The 20,698-nt window shown below is 68.1% G+C and carries 17 protein-coding genes and 1 pseudogene; 13 read left to right on the top strand and 5 right to left on the bottom strand.

Going from position 1 to position 20,698, the window contains the following annotated elements; all coding sequences use genetic code 11:
• The first annotated feature begins 439 nt into the window (after nt 1–439).
• The 10 genes and pseudogenes from tkt (at nt 440) to HEQ16_17315 (ending at nt 11,042) form a co-directional block, all read left to right on the top strand.
• Nucleotides 440–2,431, top strand: a complete 1,992-nt coding sequence (gene tkt / locus HEQ16_17360; GenBank protein MCO4055777.1) for a transketolase — start codon at nt 440–442, stop codon at nt 2,429–2,431.
• Between the two features lie 96 nt (nt 2,432–2,527).
• Entirely contained in the window at nt 2,528–3,538 is a 1,011-nt protein-coding gene (gene gap, locus HEQ16_17355) for a type I glyceraldehyde-3-phosphate dehydrogenase (GenBank protein ID MCO4055776.1), read from the top strand.
• Between the two features lie 68 nt (nt 3,539–3,606).
• Nucleotides 3,607–4,050 (top strand): hypothetical protein, encoded by a 444-nt coding sequence (locus HEQ16_17350; protein ID MCO4055775.1) that lies wholly within the window; start codon nt 3,607–3,609, stop codon nt 4,048–4,050.
• Nucleotides 4,047–5,237 (top strand): phosphoglycerate kinase, encoded by a 1,191-nt coding sequence (locus tag HEQ16_17345; protein ID MCO4055774.1) that lies wholly within the window; start codon nt 4,047–4,049, stop codon nt 5,235–5,237. Before HEQ16_17350 ends, HEQ16_17345 begins: the two co-directional genes overlap by 4 nt.
• A gap of 531 nt (nt 5,238–5,768) precedes the next feature.
• Nucleotides 5,769–6,851 (top strand): fructose-bisphosphate aldolase class II, encoded by a 1,083-nt coding sequence (locus tag HEQ16_17340; protein ID MCO4055773.1) that lies wholly within the window; start codon nt 5,769–5,771, stop codon nt 6,849–6,851.
• 32 nt (nt 6,852–6,883) lie between these two features.
• Nucleotides 6,884–7,209, top strand: a pseudogene (locus HEQ16_17335) (MmcQ/YjbR family DNA-binding protein).
• Complete coding sequence (gene benE / locus HEQ16_17330; protein ID MCO4055772.1) at nt 7,178–8,428, top strand: benzoate/H(+) symporter BenE family transporter; 1,251 nt, start codon at nt 7,178–7,180, stop codon at nt 8,426–8,428. Before HEQ16_17335 ends, benE begins: the two are co-directional and overlap by 32 nt.
• A gap of 28 nt (nt 8,429–8,456) precedes the next feature.
• A complete protein-coding gene (locus HEQ16_17325; GenBank protein ID MCO4055771.1) occupies nt 8,457–9,086 on the top strand; it encodes a thiamine phosphate synthase in 630 nt (209 codons plus the stop codon).
• Nucleotides 9,083–10,189: a sel1 repeat family protein gene (locus tag HEQ16_17320; GenBank protein MCO4055770.1), complete on the top strand. Its 1,107-nt coding sequence runs from the start codon at nt 9,083–9,085 to the stop codon at nt 10,187–10,189. Before HEQ16_17325 ends, HEQ16_17320 begins: the two co-directional genes overlap by 4 nt.
• 64 nt (nt 10,190–10,253) lie before the next feature.
• Nucleotides 10,254–11,042, top strand: coding sequence for an inositol monophosphatase (locus tag HEQ16_17315; GenBank protein ID MCO4055769.1), 789 nt, complete (start codon nt 10,254–10,256; stop codon nt 11,040–11,042).
• Between the two features lie 30 nt (nt 11,043–11,072).
• Here HEQ16_17315 and cobT read toward each other — a convergent pair whose 3' ends face one another.
• Entirely contained in the window at nt 11,073–12,098 is a 1,026-nt protein-coding gene (cobT, locus tag HEQ16_17310; GenBank protein ID MCO4055768.1) for a nicotinate-nucleotide--dimethylbenzimidazole phosphoribosyltransferase, read from the bottom strand.
• A 164-nt stretch (nt 12,099–12,262) separates the two neighbouring features.
• On the opposite strand from cobT, the gene HEQ16_17305 reads away from it, so the two are divergent.
• Together HEQ16_17305 and HEQ16_17300 are read left to right on the top strand one after the other, a co-directional pair.
• Nucleotides 12,263–13,063 carry an adenosylcobinamide-GDP ribazoletransferase gene (locus HEQ16_17305; GenBank protein MCO4055767.1) on the top strand — a complete coding sequence of 267 codons (801 nt, stop codon included), beginning with the start codon at nt 12,263–12,265 and terminating at the stop codon, nt 13,061–13,063.
• Between the two features lie 72 nt (nt 13,064–13,135).
• Entirely contained in the window at nt 13,136–13,858 is a 723-nt protein-coding gene (locus HEQ16_17300; protein MCO4055766.1) for a TIGR02281 family clan AA aspartic protease, read from the top strand.
• Between the two features lie 10 nt (nt 13,859–13,868).
• Here HEQ16_17300 and HEQ16_17295 read toward each other — a convergent pair whose 3' ends face one another.
• The 4 genes from HEQ16_17295 to HEQ16_17280 form a co-directional block, all read right to left on the bottom strand.
• Nucleotides 13,869–14,273, bottom strand: coding sequence for a (deoxy)nucleoside triphosphate pyrophosphohydrolase (locus HEQ16_17295; protein ID MCO4055765.1), 405 nt, complete (start codon nt 14,271–14,273; stop codon nt 13,869–13,871).
• Nucleotides 14,274–14,289: 16 nt separating this feature from the next.
• Nucleotides 14,290–15,204 carry a DMT family transporter gene (locus tag HEQ16_17290; GenBank protein MCO4055764.1) on the bottom strand — a complete coding sequence of 305 codons (915 nt, stop codon included), beginning with the start codon at nt 15,202–15,204 and terminating at the stop codon, nt 14,290–14,292.
• Entirely contained in the window at nt 15,201–16,451 is a 1,251-nt protein-coding gene (argJ, locus tag HEQ16_17285) for a bifunctional glutamate N-acetyltransferase/amino-acid acetyltransferase ArgJ (GenBank protein ID MCO4055763.1), read from the bottom strand. The genes HEQ16_17290 and argJ overlap by 4 nt, the downstream gene beginning before the upstream one ends.
• 123 nt (nt 16,452–16,574) lie before the next feature.
• On the bottom strand, nt 16,575–17,405 hold the full coding sequence (locus tag HEQ16_17280) for a peptidylprolyl isomerase (GenBank protein MCO4055762.1): 831 nt from the start codon (nt 17,403–17,405) through the stop codon (nt 16,575–16,577).
• Between the two features lie 402 nt (nt 17,406–17,807).
• Here HEQ16_17280 and secA point away from each other — a divergent pair, with 402 nt between their 5' ends.
• Nucleotides 17,808–20,624 (top strand): preprotein translocase subunit SecA, encoded by a 2,817-nt coding sequence (gene secA, locus HEQ16_17275; protein ID MCO4055761.1) that lies wholly within the window; start codon nt 17,808–17,810, stop codon nt 20,622–20,624.
• Nucleotides 20,625–20,698: the final 74 nt, after the last annotated feature.

Genomic DNA, 20,698 nt, shown 5'->3' with positions numbered 1-20,698 from the left:
TCCAGAGACGTCGGTTTCGATTCGTCATCGTAACCGCTGGGCAGCCGATTGTCAGGGCCGTGCCGAACAGGAATGGGCGCAAGGGCCCACCGCTCGTGTGGCCATCGCTCGTGTGGCCATCGCTCGTGGGCCCATCGCTCGTGGGCCCGCCCGGCCGGGGCCGCGCGGGCACGATGAACGGACCGCTGCGATGACCGTGGCGAATGCCGCAGATCGGCCTGGCTTGCAAAGCAGGCCTCGCTCGCAAGATCGGCCCCGCTTGGTTGACTCTGGCCGGCCTTGCGGCCTATCGACCGCACGAGCGTGGGGGTGGCCATCGGGCCCCGCCGCTCCCGCCTGACGCCGCTCCCGCCTGCCGCAGGCTCGCGCGGCGCGACGCGGCCCCTAGACGTTGCCCCTTCCCGCCGCCAAGGCGCCACATGATTGCCGGATGCACGCCATGACCGACCGCACCCACCACGACATGCTCGCCAACGCCATCCGCTCGCTGGCGATGGACGCGGTGGAGCAGGCGAAGTCCGGTCATCCCGGCCTGCCCATGGGCGCTGCGGATGTCGCCACCGTGCTGTTCTCGCAGGTGCTGAAGTTCGATGCCGCCGATCCGGCCTGGCCCGACCGCGACCGCTTCGTGCTCTCGGCAGGCCATGGCTCGATGCTGATCTACGCGCTGCTTTATCTCACCGGCACGCCGGGCATGACGCTCGACGAGATCAGGCGCTTCCGCCAGCTGCATTCGCTCACGCCCGGCCATCCGGAAGTGGGCCATACGCCCGGGATCGAGACCACGACCGGCCCGCTCGGTCAGGGCCTCGCCACAGCGGTGGGCATGGCCATGGCGGAGCGGATGCTGGCGGCGGAGTTCGGCAAGGGCGTCGTGGGGCACCACACCTATGTGCTCGCCTCCGATGGCGACCTGATGGAAGGCATCAGCCAGGAAGCGATCGCGCTGGCGGGCCACCAGAAGCTCAACAAGCTGATCGTGCTGTTCGACGACAACGGCATCTCCATCGACGGGCCGCTGTCGCTCTCGGACTCTGTCGATCAGATCCGCCGCTTCCAGTCGGCCGGGTGGCGCGCCGAGCGCGTGGACGGGCATGATCCCGCCGCCATCCTCGCGGCGATCGAGCGCGCAAGGGCGGCGAACCGGCCCTCGCTCATCGCCTGCCGGACAGTCATCGGCTACGGCTCGCCGAAGAAGGCGGGCACCTCCAAGGCTCATGGCGAGCCGCTTGGCGCCGAGGAGCTTGCCGCCGCCAAGGCCAGGCTTGGAGTGGCGGCCGGCGCCTTCGATGTGCCTGAGGCCGCGCTCAAGGCCTGGCGGGCAGCCGGCGCGCGGGGCGCTGCAGCCCGCAAGGCCTGGGACGGCGCCTTCTCGGCCCTGAACCCGCGCAAGCAGGCCGAGTTCAAGCGCCGGCTCGCACGAGAGGCGCCGGCGAAGCTCACAAGGGCGATCAACGCGCACAAGGCGGCGCTCGCCGCCAATCCGCCGACCGTGGCGACGCGCAAGGCGTCCGAAATGGCGCTTGAGGCGATAACGCCCGTGGTGCCGGAACTGGTGCTCGGCTCGGCCGACCTCACGCCCTCCAACAACACGCGCATGAAGACGGCCGTGGCCTTCACGCCCAAATCGCCCAGGGGCCGCTATGTCCATTACGGCATCCGCGAGCACGCCATGGCGGCGGCGATGAATGGAATGCTGCTGCATGGCGGCCTGCGTCCGGCCGGTGCGACCTTCATGGTCTTCACCGATTACTGCCGCCCGGCCATCCGGCTCGCGGCGCTGATGAACCAGCCGGCGATCTACGTCATGACCCATGATTCGATCGGGCTGGGCGAGGATGGGCCGACGCACCAGCCGGTCGAGCATCTGGCGGCGCTGAGGGCGATCCCGAACCTGCGCACGCTGCGGCCGGCGGATGCGATGGAGACGGCCGAGTGCTGGCAGATGGCGCTCGAGCGCACCGATGGCCCCACCGTGCTGGCCCTGACCCGGCAGAACCTCGCGCCGATGCGTGCTGAAGCCTCACGCGCGAACCTGTGCGCGCACGGCGCCTATGAGCTGCTCTCGGCAGAAGGCGGTCGTGCCGACGCCACGATCTTCGCCACCGGCTCGGAGGTCGAGATCGCCGCGGCGGCGCGCAAGCTCCTGAGCTTGTCCGGCGTCCGCGCGCGGGTCGTTTCGGTTCCGTCGCTGGAGCTGTTCCTGGCGCAGCCCGAGCCGGTGCGCCGCAAGATCATCGGGCCGGCGCGCATCAAGGTCGCGGTCGAGGCCGGGATCCGGATGGGCTGGGATGCGCTGATCGGGCCAGAGGGCGGATTCGTAGGCATGTCTGGCTTCGGCGCCAGCGCCCCCTACAAGGAGCTCTACAAGCATTTCGGGATAACGGCCGAGGCCGTGGCCGCCGCTGTCAAGGCCAAGCATAACCAATAATCGTCTTTTGTGGCGGCATGGCTTGAAACCGCCGCAAATTCGGGCAAAAGGGCTGCCATCCAACCTGAATTCTCGCATTCCAGAGAAGGTGACCCCATGACAGTCCGCGTCTTCATCAACGGCTTCGGCCGCATCGGCCGAAACGTGCTCCGCTCCATCGTCGAGTCGAAGCGCAAGGACATCGAGGTCGTCGGAGTCAACGATCTGGGCCCTGTCGAGACGAACGCGCACCTGCTGCGTTTCGATTCGGTGCATGGCCGCTTCCCTGCCGAGGTGAAGGTCGATGGCGACGCCATCATCGTGAACGGCAAGCGCATCCGCGTGACCGCGATCAAGGACCCGGCGCAGCTGCCGCACAAGGAGCTGGACGTCGACATCGCGATGGAATGCACGGGCATTTTCACAAGCCGCGACAAGGCCGCCGCCCATCTTGCCGCCGGCGCGAAGCGCGTGCTGGTTTCGGCGCCATGCGACAATGCCGACCTCACGGTCGTCTATGGCGTGAATGACAGCGCGCTGGCCAGGGACCACCTCGTCGTCTCCAATGCGTCGTGCACCACCAACTGTCTCGCGCCGGTCGTCGCCGTGCTGCACAAGGCGGTCGGCATCGACAAGGGCTTCATGACAACGATCCATGCCTATACCGGCGACCAGCCGACGCTGGACACCATGCACAAGGACCTCTATCGGGCGCGCGCCGCCGCCATGTCGATGATCCCGACCTCGACGGGCGCGGCCAAGGCCATCGGGCTCGTCATTCCGGAGCTGAAGGGCCGGCTGGACGGCACCTCGATCCGCGTGCCGGTGCCGAACGTCTCGGTGGTGGACTTCAAGTTCATGGCCAGGCGCAAGACCACTGTCGAGAAGGTCAACGAGGCCATCATGAAGGCTGCGGCGCGTGGTCCTCTCAAGGGCATCCTCGCCGTCACCGACCAGCCCAACGTCTCGGTCGACTTCAACCACGCGCCGGCCTCCTCGACCTTCGCGCTCGACCAGACCAAGGTCATGGATGAGCGCATGGTGCGGGTGCTCTCCTGGTATGACAACGAGTGGGGCTTCTCGAACCGCATGTCCGACACTGCCGTCGCGATGGCGAAGCTGATCTGACCGGGCGCGGCGGGGCCGCGCGGCCCCGCCGTCCTTTTCCCTGAACCCACCTCACGGAGGCTGACGCCATGGCCAATTTAGTGAAGTCCGACCCGGCGCCCGAAGGATCGGCCGTTGCCGCCCTGCCGCTGTCCGGCGCCCCCCGCATCCAGGAGCCGGCGACCGCGCCGGCAGACGCCGGCAAGCTGGACCAGCTCAGCCGCGTCGAGGACAAGACGGCGCGGATCGAGGAGAAGTTCGCACGCTCCGAAGAGCGCATGATGCGCGTCGAGAGCGCGCTTGAGAAGGCGACGCTGCGGCTCGAGGGCGCCACCCAGGACATGAACCTGCAAGGTGTGCGCGACGACCTCGCCCGGCTGCGTGACAGCGTGCGCCGGAAGCCCGGCGCGGCCACCATCTTCGTGATCGCGCTTGTGTCCGCCATTATGGGCGCGGCGCTGTGTTACGCGCTGATGCGCTATGGCGTGCCGGGGCTGCTGCCGGCGATCGTTCCGACTGTGACGCCGCAATGAACGCCTTCCGGACGCTGGATGACGCCCGTCTCGCCGGCCAGCGCGTCCTGGTCCGGGTGGACATCAACGTGCCCATGGAGAACGGCGCCGTCTCCGACGCCACGCGGCTCACGCGCATCGTGCCCACCATCCGCGATCTCGCCCGGATGGGCGCGCGCGTCATCCTGCTCGCCCATTTCGGCCGGCCCAGGGGCCGTGACCCGAAGCAGAGCCTGCGGCCCGTCGCGGCGGCGCTGGCGGGCCATCTTGGCCAGCCCGTCGCCTTCGCCGATGACTGCATCGGCGAGGCTGCGGCCCAGGCCGTGGGCGCCGTGAAGCCCGGCGAGGTGCTGTGCCTCGAGAACACGCGCTTTCATGCCGGCGAGGAGACGAACGATCCGGCCTTCGTGGCGGCTCTGGCCGCCAATGGCGACGCCTATGTCAACGACGCCTTCTCGGCGGCGCACCGTGCCCATGCCTCCACGGAGGGGCTCGCGCATGTTCTGCCGGCCTATGCCGGGCGCACCATGCAGGCCGAGCTCGAGGCGCTCGACAAGGCGCTTGGCAAGCCGCAGCGCCCCGTCATGGCGATCGTCGGCGGCGCGAAGGTGTCAACCAAGCTCGACCTTCTGGGCAATCTCGTCGGCAGGGTCGATGTCCTCGTCATCGGCGGCGGCATGGCCAACACCTTCCTCGCAGCGCACGGCCACGATGTCGGCAAATCGCTGTGCGAGAAGGATCTGGTCGGCACCGCCCGGGAGATCGAGGCCAAGGCGCTGGCCGCCGGCTGCGAGATCATGCTGCCGGTGGATGCGCTGGCCGCCAGGGAGTTCAGGGCCAATCCCGGACACAGGATCGCCGCGGTGGGCGACATCGCCGCCGACGAGATGATCCTCGATGCCGGGCCGAGATCGACCGGGGCGGTGATCGCCCGGCTGCGGATGATGAAAACCCTGGTCTGGAACGGGCCGTTCGGCGCATTCGAGCTTGAGCCGTTCGACACGGCAACCATGGCGGTGGCCAAGGCTGCCGCTGTGCTTGTGAAATCCGGCGCGCTCGTCGCGGTGGCGGGCGGGGGCGACACCGTCTCGGCCATGAACCAGGCCGGCGTCGCAGACGATTTCACCTATGTCTCGACGGCAGGGGGGGCCTTCCTCGAATGGATGGAAGGCAAGCCGCTGCCGGGGGTCGAGGCGTTGAAGGGGTAGCTTATGACTGTGAAGTTAAAGTCCCATAAGCGGCGAGCTTGTGAGGTTTTAGTTTTTCTTTCCCTGTTTTCTTCAGTTCACAACGGCGCGGCTTTCGCTCAAAACGAGAATGATTGCCAATTTTCGCCATTTCCACTGCGTCGCTACCCACAGGCGCTAGTGGAACTTGAGGCTAAGCAGCTATCCGGTGATCCCAACAATACAGTAGTTGGGTCCTTGTTAGGGCGATGCTTGCAAACCCGTCCAGACGTTACATTTGTTTGTGGGGTTTATGCCAGAAGGAGCTCAACCGGATACATAGATCGGGCTACAAGATTTTACGGTGAACTTCGTACATCACCTTCCACAGGAATGAGCTTTCGGATTGTTTCTCGAAACCTCGATGCCGAACGTGATTGTATGAAATACGTTCTAAAGCGAAAATGATGCCCAGTCGGTCTGCTCGCATCCCGCAACTTATGTCCACTGATGGCATGCCCCAATTATATGCCCTCAAGCACGCGTAGTCTTTTCCTTACCCGGAGAACGCCCATGGCCCGCATCACCCTTCGCCAACTGCTCGACCATGCCGCCGAGCATGACTATGGCGTGCCCGCCTTCAACATCAACAACATGGAGCAGGCGCTGGCGATCATGGCCGCGGCCCACGAGGTCGACGCGCCGGTGATCATCCAGGCCAGCCGCGGCGCGCGCTCCTATGCCAACGACATCATGCTCAAGCACATGATGGACGCGGTGACCGAGATCTATCCGCACATCCCGGTCTGCGTGCATCTCGACCATGGCAACGAGCCCGCCACCTGCATGACAGCGATCCAGGCCGGCTTCACCTCGGTGATGATGGACGGCTCGCTCAAGGCCGACGGCAAGACGCCGGGCGACTGGGACTACAACGTTGCCGTCACCCGCAAGGTGGTCGAGATGGCGCATCTGGGCGGCATCTCGGTCGAGGGCGAGCTTGGCGTGCTCGGCAGCCTCGAAAGCGGCATGGGCGAGGCCGAGGACGGACATGGGGCCGAGGGCAAGCTCAGCCATGACCAGCTGCTGACCAATCCGGACGAGGCGCTGAAGTTCGTGCTGGAGACGCGTGTCGACGCGCTCGCCATCGCCATGGGCACCAGCCACGGCGCCTACAAGTTCACCCGCAAGCCGGACGGCAAGGTGCTGGCCATGAACGTGATCGAGGAGATCCATGCCCGGCTGCCGAACACGCACCTCGTCATGCATGGCTCCTCCTCGGTGCCGCAGGAGCTTCAGGACATCATCAATGCCTATGGCGGGCAGATGAAGCCGACATGGGGCGTGCCGGTGGAGGAGATCCAGCGCGGCATCAAGCATGGCGTGCGCAAGATCAACATCGACACCGACAACCGCATGGCCATGACCGGCCAGATCCGCAAGGTCTTTGCGGAGAACCCGGGCGAGTTCGACCCGCGCAAGTATCTCAAGCCGGCGATGGATGCGATGTCCAGGCTGTGCAGGCAGCGCCTGCAGGAGTTCAACACCGCCGGCCAGGCCTCGAAGATCAGGCGCGTGTTCACGCTCGCGGAGATGGCCAGGCGCTATGCCAAGGGCGAGCTTGACCCGGTGGCCAGCGCCGCCAAGGCCGCCTGAAGCGGCGCGCGGGCGAAGGGAACAGGGCGCGCATGGTCAACGCCGTGGATTTCGACCGCGTCGCGCTGGGCTTCAAGGGCACGGTGGCGGCCCCGCATTTCGATAACACCGGCTATGGCGTGAACCGCATCTATGCGGTTCTCGCAGCCGACGGCGCCAGCGCCAACTTCAAGTTTACGCCCGAGGAACAGCGCTATCGCTGCACCATCGCCCGCGATGCCTTCTCGCCCGTGCCCGGCGGGTGGGGCGGAAGGGGTGGACCACGGCGCGCCTTGACCGGCTCTCCGAGGACGAGCTGACCGAGGCCATGCTCACCGCATGGCGCCATGCCCGCCTGCGCAGGGCCCCCAAGCCCTGAATGCCTGCACCCCTCCGGGCGCTGGGCCAGCTCCTTTCAATCTCTCCAGGGGTCTGCCGTGTCGCAGCTCTTCTCCGCCTTCGTGGCTGCCTTCGTCGGCTTCGCCGCCTCCGTCGCGGTGGTGCTCGCCGCCGCGCAGTCGCTTGGCGCGACGCCCGAGCAGACCGTGTCGTGGATCGCCGGCCTGTGTCTTGCCAAGGGCCTTGCCGCGCTTTTCCTGAGCTGGCGGCACCGCATGCCGATCATCTGCGCCTGGTCGACGCCGGGCGCGGCGCTGATCGCAGCGTCATCGGGCATCAGCCTCGATGCGGCGGTCGGCGCGTTCATCGTGGCGGCCGTGCTGATGATCGCCACCGCATTCGTGAAGCCGCTGGGCGCGCTGGTGGCGCGGATTCCCATGCCGATCGCCTCTGCGATGCTGGCAGGTGTGATCTTCCGTTTCGTGGTGGCGGTGTTCGACGAGATGCGGGTGGAGCCCATGCTTGTCGGCGCGATCGTGCTGCTGTTCCTGGTCGTGCGCGGCTTCAACCCGTTCGGCGCCGTGATCGCGGCCCTTGTCGGCGGCATCGGCTTCGCCTTCGCGACGGGGCTCGCCTCGGCGCCGGTGCTGCCCTCGCTGATGCCGAGCTTCGCCTGGGCGCACCCCGTCTTCGAGCCCTCCGTGATGATCGGCATCGGCGTGCCGCTCTATCTGGTGACGATGGCGGCGCAGAACCTGCCGGGCTTCGCGGTGCTGCGGCAGGCTGGCTATCAGCCGCCCACGGCGTCAGCGTTGGCGGTCACGGGCTTCGCGTCGCTGCTCACGGCGCCGCTGGGCGCGCACATGGTCAACATGGCGGCGATCTCGGCGGCGATCTGCACGGGTCCGGACACCCATCCTGATCCCAGGGAGCGCTGGAAGGCCGGCATCTGGTATGGGCTGCTGTGGTGCCTCATCGCGCTTCTGGTCGCGCCCATCCTCGCCATCATGTTCGCCATGCCCAAGGCGCTGATCGTGGCGGTGGCGGGGCTTGGGCTGATCGGCTCGCTGGCCGCTTCGCTGGCCGGGGCCATGGCGGATGAAAAACAACGCTTCGCGGCGGTCGTCACCTTCGCGGTGGGGGCCTCGGGCCTGTCGATATTCGGCATCGGCGCGGCGTTCTGGGCGCTGCTGGCTGGCCTTGCGACCCTTGCCATCGAGCGCAACGTGGCGCATCTCAAGGTCAGGGGCCAGGCCTGAGGCCGGCCCCCAGCAAGCGGTGCGCGCCATGTCGTTCGAAACCTATCTCGTCAGTCCGGTCCTGACCGAGCCTGCGGCGTTCCGCGCCCGGCTCGAGGCCGCGCTGCGCCTGCTCAATCCGGCATCGCTGCTGCTGGACGTGCCGCCGGGCGAGGAGCGCGCCCAGATCAACCTCATCAAGGCGCTGGCGCCGCTGGCGCAGGAGGCGGGCGTGGCCGTGCTGGTCAACACTGCGCCGCAGGTGGCGGTGCGCGGCGGCGCCGATGGCGTGCACGTGGCGTCCCCGCTTCTGGTCGGGCCGGCGCGCGAGGCGCTCAAGGCCGAGCGGATCGTCGGCGCGGGCGGGCTCGCCGCGCGCCATGACGCGATGGATGCAGGGGAGGCGGGCGCCGATTACGTGATGTTTGGCGAGCCGCGAGCCGACGGCACGGTGATGACGCTTTCGGCGCTGGTTGACAGGGCCAGCTGGTGGGCGGAGGTGTTCGAGACGCCTTGCGTCGCCTGGGCCGCGTCCGCCGGCGCGGTCGAGCCCCTGGCCGCCACGCGGTCCGAGTTCGTGGCCCTCGGCCCCTGGTGCTTCGAGGATGCGGCTGCGGCTGCGGCCGCGGTGTCCGAGGCGCGCGCGCGCATCGCCGCGCGGGGCAAGCAGCCGGCATGACCGCGCGACGGAAAAATTGGGCCGTGCCCCTTGCCGTGCCTCTTGCCGTGCCTCTTGCCGCACTCGTGGCCGCGGCGCTGATCCATGCCGGGGCCTCCGCGCAGTCCTCGCCGCCCGCTTCCGCCCCGCCGTCAGCGCAACAGGTCCAGCCTGGCCCGATCCTGCCGGGAATTGCAGTGCCGCCCCGGATCGCGCCGCCTGTTTCGGCCGATCCGAAGGTCGATCAGGCCTATGGCGCCTATCAGGCCGGGCATTATGTCACCGCCTTCCGGCTCGCCACCCGCCGCATCGAGGCCAACGCCGGCGATGCCGCCGCGATGACGCTTCTGGCCGAACTGATCATCCAGGGATTGGGCACGCGCCAGGACGACCGCCGCGCCGCCGAATGGTATCGGCTGGCCGCCGACCGCGGCGATCCCAATGCCCGCTTCGCGCTGGGCATGCTCCACCTGAGCGGACGGGGCGTGCCCCGCGACGAGGCGAGGGCTCGCGCCCTGCTCGGGCAGGCCTCCGAGCAGGGCCATGGCCTTGCCTCGTTCAACCTCGCCTTGCCGCTGCTGGTGACCGGCGAGGCGCAGGATCTGACCCGCGCCATCGCCCTGCTGCAGCGCGCGGGCGATGCCGAGGTGGGCGATGCCCAGCACGCGCTGGCCGTGCTGATGATCGAGGGGCGGGGCCTGCCGCAGGACATCGAGGCCGCGGCCGACATGATGGCGCGCGCCGCCTCCAACGGCTCGCTCGCCGGAGAGGTGGAGTTCGCGATCCTGCAGTTCACCGGACGGGGCATCGGGCGCGACGAGCGCGCGGCGGCCTACCGCTTCGCGCGCGCCGCCGCGCGGGGCAACGCCATCGCGCAGAACCGGCTCTCGCGCCTGCTGTTCCAGGGGCGCTGGCTGCCGCGCAACCCGATTGTCGCCGGCGGATGGCACATCGCCGCCCGCTCGCAAGGGCTGCAAGATCCGGAGCTGGACGCCGAACTCGAGCGCCTCACCCCGGAGGAGCGCCAGAGGGCGGTGGACTTCGCGCAGGATCACGTGACCGCAAACGCCTTGACGAGACCGGGCGCTGCGGCGCAAACCACGGGCCCGGCCTTCAAGCCGTGAACCGGAGGCCGCGAGAGGCATCCGCCTGCCGCCGCTCACATGTCCGCCGTCCGAAAGCAAAACCATGATCCGCTCGCCCCTGATGACCGTGATGACCGACGCCGTCATCAAGGCCTCCCGCAATCTCAAGCGCGATTTCGGCGAGGTTGAGAATCTCCAGGTCTCGCTCAAGGGCCCCGGCGATTTCGTCAGCCAGGCGGACAGGAAGGCCGAGAAGACCATTTATGAGGCGCTCGACAAGGCGCGGCCCGGCTATGGCTTCGTCATGGAGGAGAGCGGCGTCGTCGAGGGGCCCGACAAGAGCCATCGCTGGCATATCGATCCGCTCGACGGCACCGCGAACTTCCTGCACGGCATTCCGCATTTCTGCATCTCGGTGGCGCTGGAACGCGATGGGCAGATGGTGGCAGGCGTGGTGCTCGACGTGATCAAGGACGAAATGTTCGTGGCCGAGCGCGGCAAGGGCGCCTTCGTCAACAACCGCCGCCTGCGCGTCTCCGGCCGGCGCGAAGCCGCCGGCATGCTGATCGGCACCGGCATCCCCCATATCGGAAAGCCGGGCCATGCGCTGTTCATCAAGGAGCTGGGCTCGGTGATGTCGCGTTTCCAGAACGTGCGGCGCATGGGCGCTGCGGCGCTGGACATGGCCTATGTCGCGGCGGGCCGACTCGACGCCTTCTGGGAACGCGGGCTCAACAGCTGGGATGTCGCGGCCGGGATCGTGCTGGTGCGCGAGGCGGGAGGCACGGTGCTGTCCCTCGATGGCCATGCCGACCTGGCGCAGGCCAAGGACATTCTGTGCGCCAACGAGGCAGGCGAGCGGCTGCTGCGCGAGGCGTTGGCGAAGGCCTGAACGCTTGCCCTGACGCCGGCTCGGCGCCGATCATTCGCGGCGCGAAACCTGCGCCTGCTCGAAGGTGGCCATGTTGTTGTGCGTGGCCACCGCCGCCTTGACGATCATGGCCGCGAGGGCCGCGCCGGAGGCTTCGCCGAGCTTCATGTCCAGCGAAAGCAGCGGCATCTTGTTCAGCCGCGCCAGGACCTCGCGATGCGCCCCCTCGGCCGAGAGGTGACCGGCCACGCAATGATCGAGCGCCGAGGGATCGAGCGCATGCAGGATCGCGGCGGCGGCCGTCACCACATAGCCATCGAGCACCACAGGGATGCGCTGCAGCCGTGCCGCCAGGATGGCGCCGCACAGCGCGGCGATCTCGCGTCCGCCAAGCCGGCGCAGGATCTCCAGCGGATCGTTGAGGCAGGCCTTGTGCAGGTCGAGCGCCGTGTCGATGGCGAGGATCTTGCGCGCGAGGCCCTCATCGTTGAGCCCGGTGCCGCGGCCGGCCCACTTGCCGCCGCCGCCGCCATAAAGAGCGGCATAGATGGCCGCCGCCGCCGTTGTGTTGCCGATGCCCATCTCGCCGAGGATCAGCAGATCAGCACCGCCCGAGATCGCCTCCATGCCGAAGGCCATGGTGGCGACCGCCGCCTTCTCGTCGAGCGCGGCCTTGCGGGTGAAGTCCTCGGTCGGCAGTTCAAGTGCAAGATCGAAGACCTTGAAGCCGAAATCGTTGACGGCGCAGATCTGGTTGATCGCCGCGCCGCCGGCCGCGAAATTGTCCAGCATCTGGCGCGTCACGTCCTGAGGGAAGGCCGAGACGCCATGCTCGGCGACGCCGTGATTGCCTGCGAAGACGCAGACAAGCGGCCGGTCGCAGCTGGGCCTCGTCCTGGCCTGCCAGGCGGCCATCCACAGCGCCAGCTCCTCAAGGCGGCCGAGGCTGCCCGCCGGCTTGGTCAGCTCCCGGTCGCGCTCGCGGACAGCCCGCGCCGCGTCCTCATCGGGCCCGGGCATCGAGCGCAGCAGCGCACGGACATCGTCGAAGGGCAGACCGGAGGCGGACATCGACATGGCAGAGGTCTTTCGGCAACGAATCGGGGGGTGTCATGCCCGCAGCTTCGCGGCGCAGGATTGGTTTCTGCTATAACGATGTCCGGTGGTTCGTCCAGACCGGCAGGGGCAGGCGCGAGATGACAGGCACAGGCAAGGCGGCGCAGCCCGCGGTCCCGGACAGGATGACGCCGCGGCGCTTCGCGCTCGCGGTGGCGCGCTGCGTGCGTTTCTATTCGCGCCTGCCAATGCCTGCCCTGCCGGGCGAGGCCGATCCCCATGCCGTGCCCGATTTCCGCATCGAGCCTGTAGGCCTGCCCGTGGCGGCGCTGGTCATCGTCGCGCCGGCGCTGCTGATGCTGGGAATCGCGGCCATGCTGCGGCTTGATCCGCTGCTGAGCGCCGTGCTCGCGATTGCGGCGCTGGTGATCGGCACCGGCGCCTTCCATGAGGATGGGCTGGGCGATGCCGCCGACGGGCTGTTCGGCGGGCATGACGCCGAACGCCGGCTCGAGATCATGAAGGACAGCCGCATCGGCGTCTTCGCGGGCTGCGCCATCATGCTGTCGCTGATGCTGCGCGTGGCCGCGCTGGCCGCCATCCTGCGTACGGGCGGGCTGGATGCGGCCATGGGCGCGCTCGCGGTGGCGGCCGTCGCCTCGCGCGTGGAAGGTGTGCGCATCCTCGCCACGCTGCCGGGCGCGCGGGCCTATGGCGCGGCCGCGGCCGTGGGCACGCCCACCATCGCCACGGCGCTCGTGGCGGCCGCCCTGGGGCTGGCGATCATCGGGGTCGCCACGGCCGGGTCCGGACTGCCCTGGACGGGGCTCGCAGCCGGCCTCGCGCTGGCGGGCCTGCTTGTCACGCTGCTTGCCAGGCTGGCGCTGCGGCTGATCGGGGGGCAGACCGGCGACATTGCCGGGGCGGCGCAGCAACTGGCGGAAATAGGCGTCTATCTGGGCCTCGCCGCTGCGCTCGCGCCCTGAGCCCGGCCTTTCAAAGCGGCGCCCGCGACGCCATATGGCAGGGCGCCGGGGCGGCCCTGCGGACGCTGCCCCATGCCCTCGCGAAAGGCCCCAGCCGACATGCTCTATCTCGTTGTCCTCGTGATGCTCATCGGCGCGATGCTCGCCCTCGTGCTGTTCGGCGAGGGCGAGCACATTCTCGGGCTGGACCCCTCCATGTTCGCCTCGCTGGTGTCGATCCTGGCCTTCGGGGTGCTGGTGCTGGGTTGGGGCGCGGCCGAGTTCAGGGGCAAGTGGCGGCAGGCCGCGCGCGATGCGGCGCTCTGGCTCTTGATCCTGCTCGGCCTCGTCACCGCCTATGCCTATCGCTTCGAGTTGCAGGTCGTGGCCAACCGCGTGCTGGCCGAGATCGCGCCGGGCCATGTGGTGATGGCGCGCGGCGGCGAGGTCATCGTGGCGCGCGCAGGCCCGGGCAGCTTCGTGCTGGCGGGGCGGGTCAATGGCCGCGATGCGCGCTTCCTGTTCGACACGGGCGCGACCATGGTGATGCTGACCGACACGACGGCGCGCGCTGCGGGGCTTGAGCCTGCAAAGCTGAGCTACAACGTCAACGTCATCACGGCCAACGGGCGCACCACCGCTGCGCAGGTTCGGCTCGACCGCGTCACCATCGGCTCGATCGTGGAGACGCGGGTGGATGCGCTGGTGGCGCGGCCAGGCACTCTGTCCGACAACCTGCTCGGCATGAGCTTCCTTGAGCGGCTCGCCTCCTATGAGGTGCGCGACGACAAGCTCATCATGCGCGGCGGGCGCTGAGCGCAGGCCCTCACGGACCCAGCAGATCGATCAGCGCCGGGATCAGGGGCTCGTCGGCTGGCGGCATGGCGAGGCTGCGCAGCATGCCTGGCCTGATCCATCGTATCGCCTGGCCTTCGCGCGAGGCCGGCGCGCCCTCCCAGCGGCGGCAGATGTAGAGCGGCATCAGCAGATGGAAGCCCTCATAGCCATGGCTCGCGAAGGTGAGGGGGGCGAGGCAAGGCTCCTGCACGGATATGCCAAGCTCTTCGGAAAGTTCGCGGATCAGCGCCGCTTCCGGCCTTTCGCCCGGCTCTAGCTTGCCTCCGGGAAACTCCCAGAGTCCGGCCAATGGCTTGCCGTCGGGCCGCTGGGTGACCAGCACGCGGCCATCTGCATCGACGAGGGCGCAGGCGACGACGAGAGTGAGCTTCAGCACGGCCCGTCTCCGTTCAGGCGCGCCGCAGGGCTGCCGGCGCAAGGGTGATGATGGCGACGCCCACGAGGATGACCGCGCCGCCCGCCATCTGCCAGGGCGAGAGCGTCTCGCCGAGCACGATGACGGACAGCATCACAGCCGTCGCGGGCGCGAGATAGCTCGTCATGGACGCCTTGGTGGGGCCGGCGCGCGTGATGAGCTGCATGAAGATGAGGATCGGCAGCGCCGTGCAGACCGAGCCGAGAATGAACAGCGGCCAGCCATGCGCCTGCATCGCTGCGGCGGTGGCGAGCGGACCGGCGATCGCCATCGCCAGCGGGGCCGACACCATGGCCGAGATCATCTGCTGGCCAAGCGCCAGCCGCTCCGGCCGGGAGGCGCGGCGAAAGCGCGTGTAGATGTTGCCCGAGCCATAGCAGACCACGACCGCGATCATGGCGATGACGGCGAGCGTCTCGGCCCCGCCCTCGGTCAGGCGCGGGCCGATCAGCAGCAGCGTGCCGGCAAACCCGACCAGGATTCCGACGACGCGCTGGCGCGTCAGCCGCTCGTCGGCGAACAGCATGTGGGCGAAGAGCGCGGTGAACAGCGGCGTCGCCGCCTGCACCATCGAGGCCATCCCCGCCGCCATGCGCTCGAGCGCGAAGGCCACCAGGATGTTCGGAATCCAGCCATTGACGCTGCCGAGCACCAGCCAGTCCTGGATTTCGCTGCGGGCAGGCCAGGGGACCTGGCGCAGCAGCATCACCCATGCCGCCATCGCCGTCGCAGCGATGGCGGCGCGGATGAAGGAGAGCGTGATGGGATCGACCTCCCCGCGCGTGAGCTTGATGAAGATGAAGCTCGATCCCCAGGTGGCGGCGCAGATGGCCAGATGCGAGGCGACGAAGAGCGTGGAGGCGCTCCGATCCGGACCGGCCGCGTTCACGAACGGTAGTCGCCGTTGATCTCGACATAGGCCTTGGTCAGGTCGCAGGTCCAGACGGTGGCGCGGCCGCGCCCCAGCCCCAGCCCGACGCGGATCGCCAGGTCCTCGCCGCGCATGTAGGCCGTGGTGGCGGCTTCGGAATAGTCCGGATCGCGCGCTCCGCCCGTGGCGACGCGGATGTCGCCGAAATAGATGTCGAGGCGATCGCGCTCGGCGGGCTCGCCGGCCTTGCCGACAGCCATGACGATGCGTCCCCAGTTCGCGTCCTCGCCGGCGATGGCGGTTTTGACCAGCGGCGAATTGGCGATGGACAACGCGATGCGCTTTGCCGAGGCGTTGGAGACGGCGCCCTCGACCGTCACGCCGACGAACTTGCGGGCCCCTTCGCCATCGCGGACCACCATCTGCGCCAGCTCGAGCAGCAGGCTGTCGAAGGCCTTGCGGAAGGCGGCGGCGCGGCGATCATTCGTCGCCTCGATCCGGGGCGCGCCGCGCTTGCCGGCCGCCTGGGTGGCGAAGGCGAGGAGCGTGTCGGAGGTCGAGGTGTCGCTGTCGACGGTGATGGCGTTGAACGAGGCCTTGACGCCGGCCGAGAGCATGGCCTGCAGCGCCGGCGCCGCGATGGGGGCATCGGTGAACACATAGGACAGCATCGTCGCCATGTCGGGGGCGATCATGCCCGCGCCCTTGGCGATGCCCACGAGGTTGACCTCGACGCCGCCGAGCCTGGCCTTGCGGACCGCGACCTTGGGGTAGGTGTCGGTTGTCATGATGGCGCGGGCGGCATCGAGCCAGGGCCCGTTCCTCGCGTCGCGGACGCAGGCGTCGAGCACGCCCTCGAACCTTGTCGCGTCCAGCGGCTCGCCGATCACGCCCGTTGAGGAGATGAAGACCTCGCCCGGCCTGCACCCGGCGGCCCTGGCCGCGATCTCGGCCGTCAGCTTGACCGACTGACGCCCCTTGAGGCCGGTGAAGGCATTGGCGTTGCCCGAATTGACCACGAGCGCGCGGGCCCTGCCGCCCCTGAGCGCCTCGCGGCACCATTCGACCGGCGCGCCGGGGCATCTGGAAGTGGTGAGGACCCCCGCCACCTCGGTGCCTTCGGCAAGAAGCGCCATGAAGACATCGCGGCGGTTCTTGTAACGGATGCCCGCCTCGGCCGTGGCGAAGGTCACGCCTTCGATGGCGGGCGCTTCGGGATAGGATTTCGGCGCAAGCGGCGAAACGGGGACATCCTTGCCAGCCATGGCGGCATACTCCGGAACGATGAAGCGATCACGATCCGGCAATGCCGCCAATGGCCGGGCAGGTCAAGGCGCGCCACGCCATGGCGGCCCGCAGTGAAAGCGGAGCCTGAGCCCGCGCCGGGATCAGGGCTTGGGCTGGTCGAGCCGCTCGAGCTTGAGGTCGCCGCGCAGGCTGAGCACGATGTCCTGCTGGGCCTTGCGCATCAGATAGGTCTCGATCTCACCCTTCACGTCCTCGAACCTGGGCAGGGGACGGTCGCGTTTGTCCTCGACCCTGATGACGTGCCAGCCGAACTGTGTCTGCACAGGCTCGGAAACCTCGCCTGGCTTGAGCTGGAAGGCCATGGCTCCGAACTGCGGCACCATGCGGTCCTGCGTGAAGTAACCAAGATCGCCGCCTTCCTTGCCCGAACCGGGATCCTTCGAGAGCTCGGCCGCAACCTTGGCGAAATCCTCGCCGCTGCGCACACGGGCAAGCGCGGCCTTCGCCTCGTCCTCCTTCTCGACCAGGATGTGGCGGGCGCGAACTTCCTGATCCGGCTTCATGGTCTTCATGGCGTCGTCGAAGAGTTTGCGCGCCGCTTCCGGCGTGGCGGCGATCTTCGACTGGCGGGCGATGAACTCGTCCATCAGGACCTTCTGGCGGAAGTAGGCGAGGCGCAGGGCGAATTCGGGGGCTTCCGTGATCTTGGCGCGTTCGGCGGCGCGGGCTCCGATCTTGAGGTCGGAGAGATAGCCGATGAGGTAGTCGCGGCGCTGGGCCGCCGGAACCTGGGCGATGCGCTCCCCGAGATCCTCGCCCGCAAGGGCGATCTCCTGCTCGGTGATGTCCATGCCGTCGATGCGCGCGACGACCTTGTTGTCCTGCGCCATGACGGGACTGGCGGCGAGGCCCGCGCCGAGGATGGCGGCCGACACGAACATGCGGACAGTACGGATTGCGGTGTGGGACATCACGTATCCTCAAGATGGCCAAGTTTGCAGTTCAGTTGCTATGCAGATCATCTGCTGTAAGTTTCACCTGCCAGCCCTCAAGGGCCTTGGCAAGTGCGCTTGCGCTCCGGTGCGCGCAGCGCGCTTCACCTTGCCGTCAGCAAGGGTCTGGCGTCGGCCAGACCTGGCCGCCGGCACGCCTTGCCCTGGAGCCGGCCGGGAAGGCCTGGCCAAACCCCGATTGGCCGCGCCTGAGCTTGCGTCAGGGCTTGTGCTGAGGCCGTGTCAGACCCCACATGTCGGCACGACGCTGGACCGCAAGGGCCCGCGGCTGTATGCGTGCGCGCAACGCATTCAACAGACTCCCTTCAAGGCCTGCCGGCGCTGACCAGCCCGAGGCAGCCTGCTTGAGAAAGACAACGCATGTTTGGCGCCTTGGCGAAGAAACTGTTCGGTTCTGTCAATGACCGCCGCGTCAAGGGCTACCGGCCTCGGGTGGACGCCATCAACGCGCTGGAGGCCGAATATGCGAAGCTCAGCGATGAGGAGCTGCGCGGCAAGACCGCCCAGTTCCGCGAGCAGTTGGCCGCTGGCAAGAGCCTCGACGATCTGCTCGTGCCCGCTTTCGCGACCGTTCGCGAAGCGGCCAAGCGCACGCTCGGCCAGCGCCACTACGATGTGCAGCTCATCGGCGGTATGGTGCTGCACGAGGGCTCGATCGCCGAAATGAAGACCGGCGAAGGCAAGACGCTCGTCTCCACGCTCGCAGTCTATCTCAATGCGCTGGCCGGCCGGGGCGTCCATGTCGTCACGGTCAACGATTACCTCGCCCGTCGCGACGCGGGCTGGATGGGCCAGATCTACAGCTTCCTGGGCATGACCACGGGCGTGGTGGTGCACGGCGTCGACGATGCCGAGCGGCACGCGGCCTATGTCTGCGACATCACCTACGGCACGAACAACGAGTTCGGCTTCGACTATCTGCGCGACAACATGAAGTATGACTTCGCCCAGATGGTGCAGCGTGGCCATGCCTTTGCGATCGTGGACGAGGTCGACTCCATCCTCGTCGACGAGGCGCGCACGCCGCTGATCATCTCGGGCCCGACCGAAGACCGCTCCGACCTCTATGTGGCGCTCGATGCGCTGATTCCGCGGCTGGACCGCGCCGACTACGATCTCGACGAGAAGCAGCGCCAGGTCTCGCTGACCGAGGCGGGCACGGAGAAGATGGAGGAGATCATCCGCGCGGCCGGCCTGCTCCGCGAGGGCGGGCTCTATGACGCCGCCAACGTCTCGATCGTGCATCACCTCAACCAGGCCCTGCGCGCCCACACGCTGTTCACGCGCGACAAGGACTACATCGTGCGCAATGACGAGGTCGTCATCATCGACGAGTTCACCGGCCGCATGATGCCGGGGCGGCGTTACTCCGAAGGCCTGCACCAGGCGCTCGAAGCGAAGGAGAAGGTCCAGATCCAGCCCGAGAACGCGACGCTGGCCTCGATCACCTTCCAGAACTATTTCCGGCTTTACGAGAAGCTTGGCGGCATGACGGGCACAGCCGCGACCGAGGCGGAGGAGTTCCAGCAGATCTACAAGCTCGACGTGGTCGAGATCCCGACCAATGTCCCCGTGCAGCGCGTCGACGAGGATGACTCTGTGTTCCGCACCTTCGAGGAGAAGGTGAAGGCGATCATCGTCGAGCTCGAGAAGGCCTCGGCCCGCATGCAGCCGGTGCTGGTCGGCACCGCCTCGATCGAGCGCTCGGAGCTGGTCGCCGAACTGCTCGTCAAGGCGGGCTACAAGCAGCTCGACTTCGCCCAGCCCAACGCGCTCGACAGCCTCTACAAGGCCGCGCGGGAGGGCAAGGCGACCAGGCAGTTCGCCGTGCTGAACGCCCGCTTCCACGAGCAGGAGGCCTACATCGTGGCCGAGGCCGGCGTGCCGGGCGCGATCACCATCGCCACCAACATGGCCGGGCGCGGCACCGACATCAAGCTCGGCGGCTCGGTCGAGATGCGCATCCAGACCGAGACGGCCGGCATGGAGGACGGGCCCGAGAAGCAGGCCCGCATCGCGGCGATCAAGGAGGAGGTCGAACGCTTCCGCCAGATCGTGCTGAATGCGCGCGAGGAGATCGAGGTGGAGCCGGCCAAGGGCTCCCGCGCCGCCAAGACCGTGACCATGCCGGGCGGACTCTACATCATCGGCACCGAACGTCATGAAAGCCGCCGCATCGACAACCAGCTTCGCGGCCGCGCTGGCCGCCAGGGCGACCCCGGCCGCTCGAAGTTCTTCCTGTCGTTGCAGGATGACCTGATGCGCATCTTCGGCTCTGACCGGATGGACGGCATGCTGCAGAAGCTCGGCCTTCAGGAGGGCGAGGCGATCATCCATCCCTGGATCAACAAGGCGGTGGAGAAGGCGCAGGGCAAGGTCGAGGCGCGCAACTTCGACACCCGCAAGAACATCCTCAAATACGATGACGTGATGAACGACCAGCGCAAGGTCGTGTTCGAGCAGCGCCGCGACTTCATGCGCCAGCCGTCCGTGCGCGAGACGATCAACGAAATGCGCAGCCAGGTGGTCGACGATGTCGTGCGCCACCACATTCCGCCCGACGCCTATCCCGAACAGTGGGACGTGGCAGGGCTCAAGGCCGAGGTGTTGCAGAATCTCAACCTTGATCTGCCGGTCGATGAGTGGGCCAAGGAGGACGGCATCGCCGACGAGGAGATGCGCGAGCGCATCCTGAAGGCGGCGGATGACGACTACTCGGCCCGCATCGCGCGCAATGGCGACGAGGTCATGGCCTATGTCGAGAAGCAGGTGCTGCTGCAGATGCTCGACCATCTGTGGCGCGAGCATCTCGTCACGCTCGACCACCTCAGGCAGGTGGTGGGTTGGCGCGGGCTGGCCCAGCGCGATCCGCTCAACGAATACAAGGCCGAGGCGTTCCAGCTCTTCGACGGGCTGATCGACAAGCTGCGCGAGCAGGTCACGGGCCAGGTCATGCGCGTCGAGGTGCGTTTCGAGGAGCCGCCGGCCGATGCCCAGCCGGCGCTCGGCCAGGCGCCGCTCGGCGATCAGACGGCCATGTTCGCCCCGGCCGAGGCCGTGGCGCAGAGCCAGCGCGATCCCAACGATCCGTCCAGCTGGGGCCGCGTCGGCCGCAACGAGCCGTGCCCGTGCGGCTCCGGCAAGAAGTACAAGCACTGCCACGGGCAGGTCGCCTGAGGCTTCGCCCGAAACCTAGAGCCCGACCCTGCCGCGCGCGATAAGCGTCTTCATGCGCGCGTCGTGCTGCGCCC

The organism is Bosea sp. (in: a-proteobacteria), from assembly GCA_023910605.1.
Classification (GTDB): Bacteria; Pseudomonadota; Alphaproteobacteria; order Rhizobiales; family Beijerinckiaceae; genus Allobosea.
The sequence above is the reverse complement of the archived record's forward strand: the minus strand, read 5'-3'. Positions and strand labels throughout refer to the sequence as shown.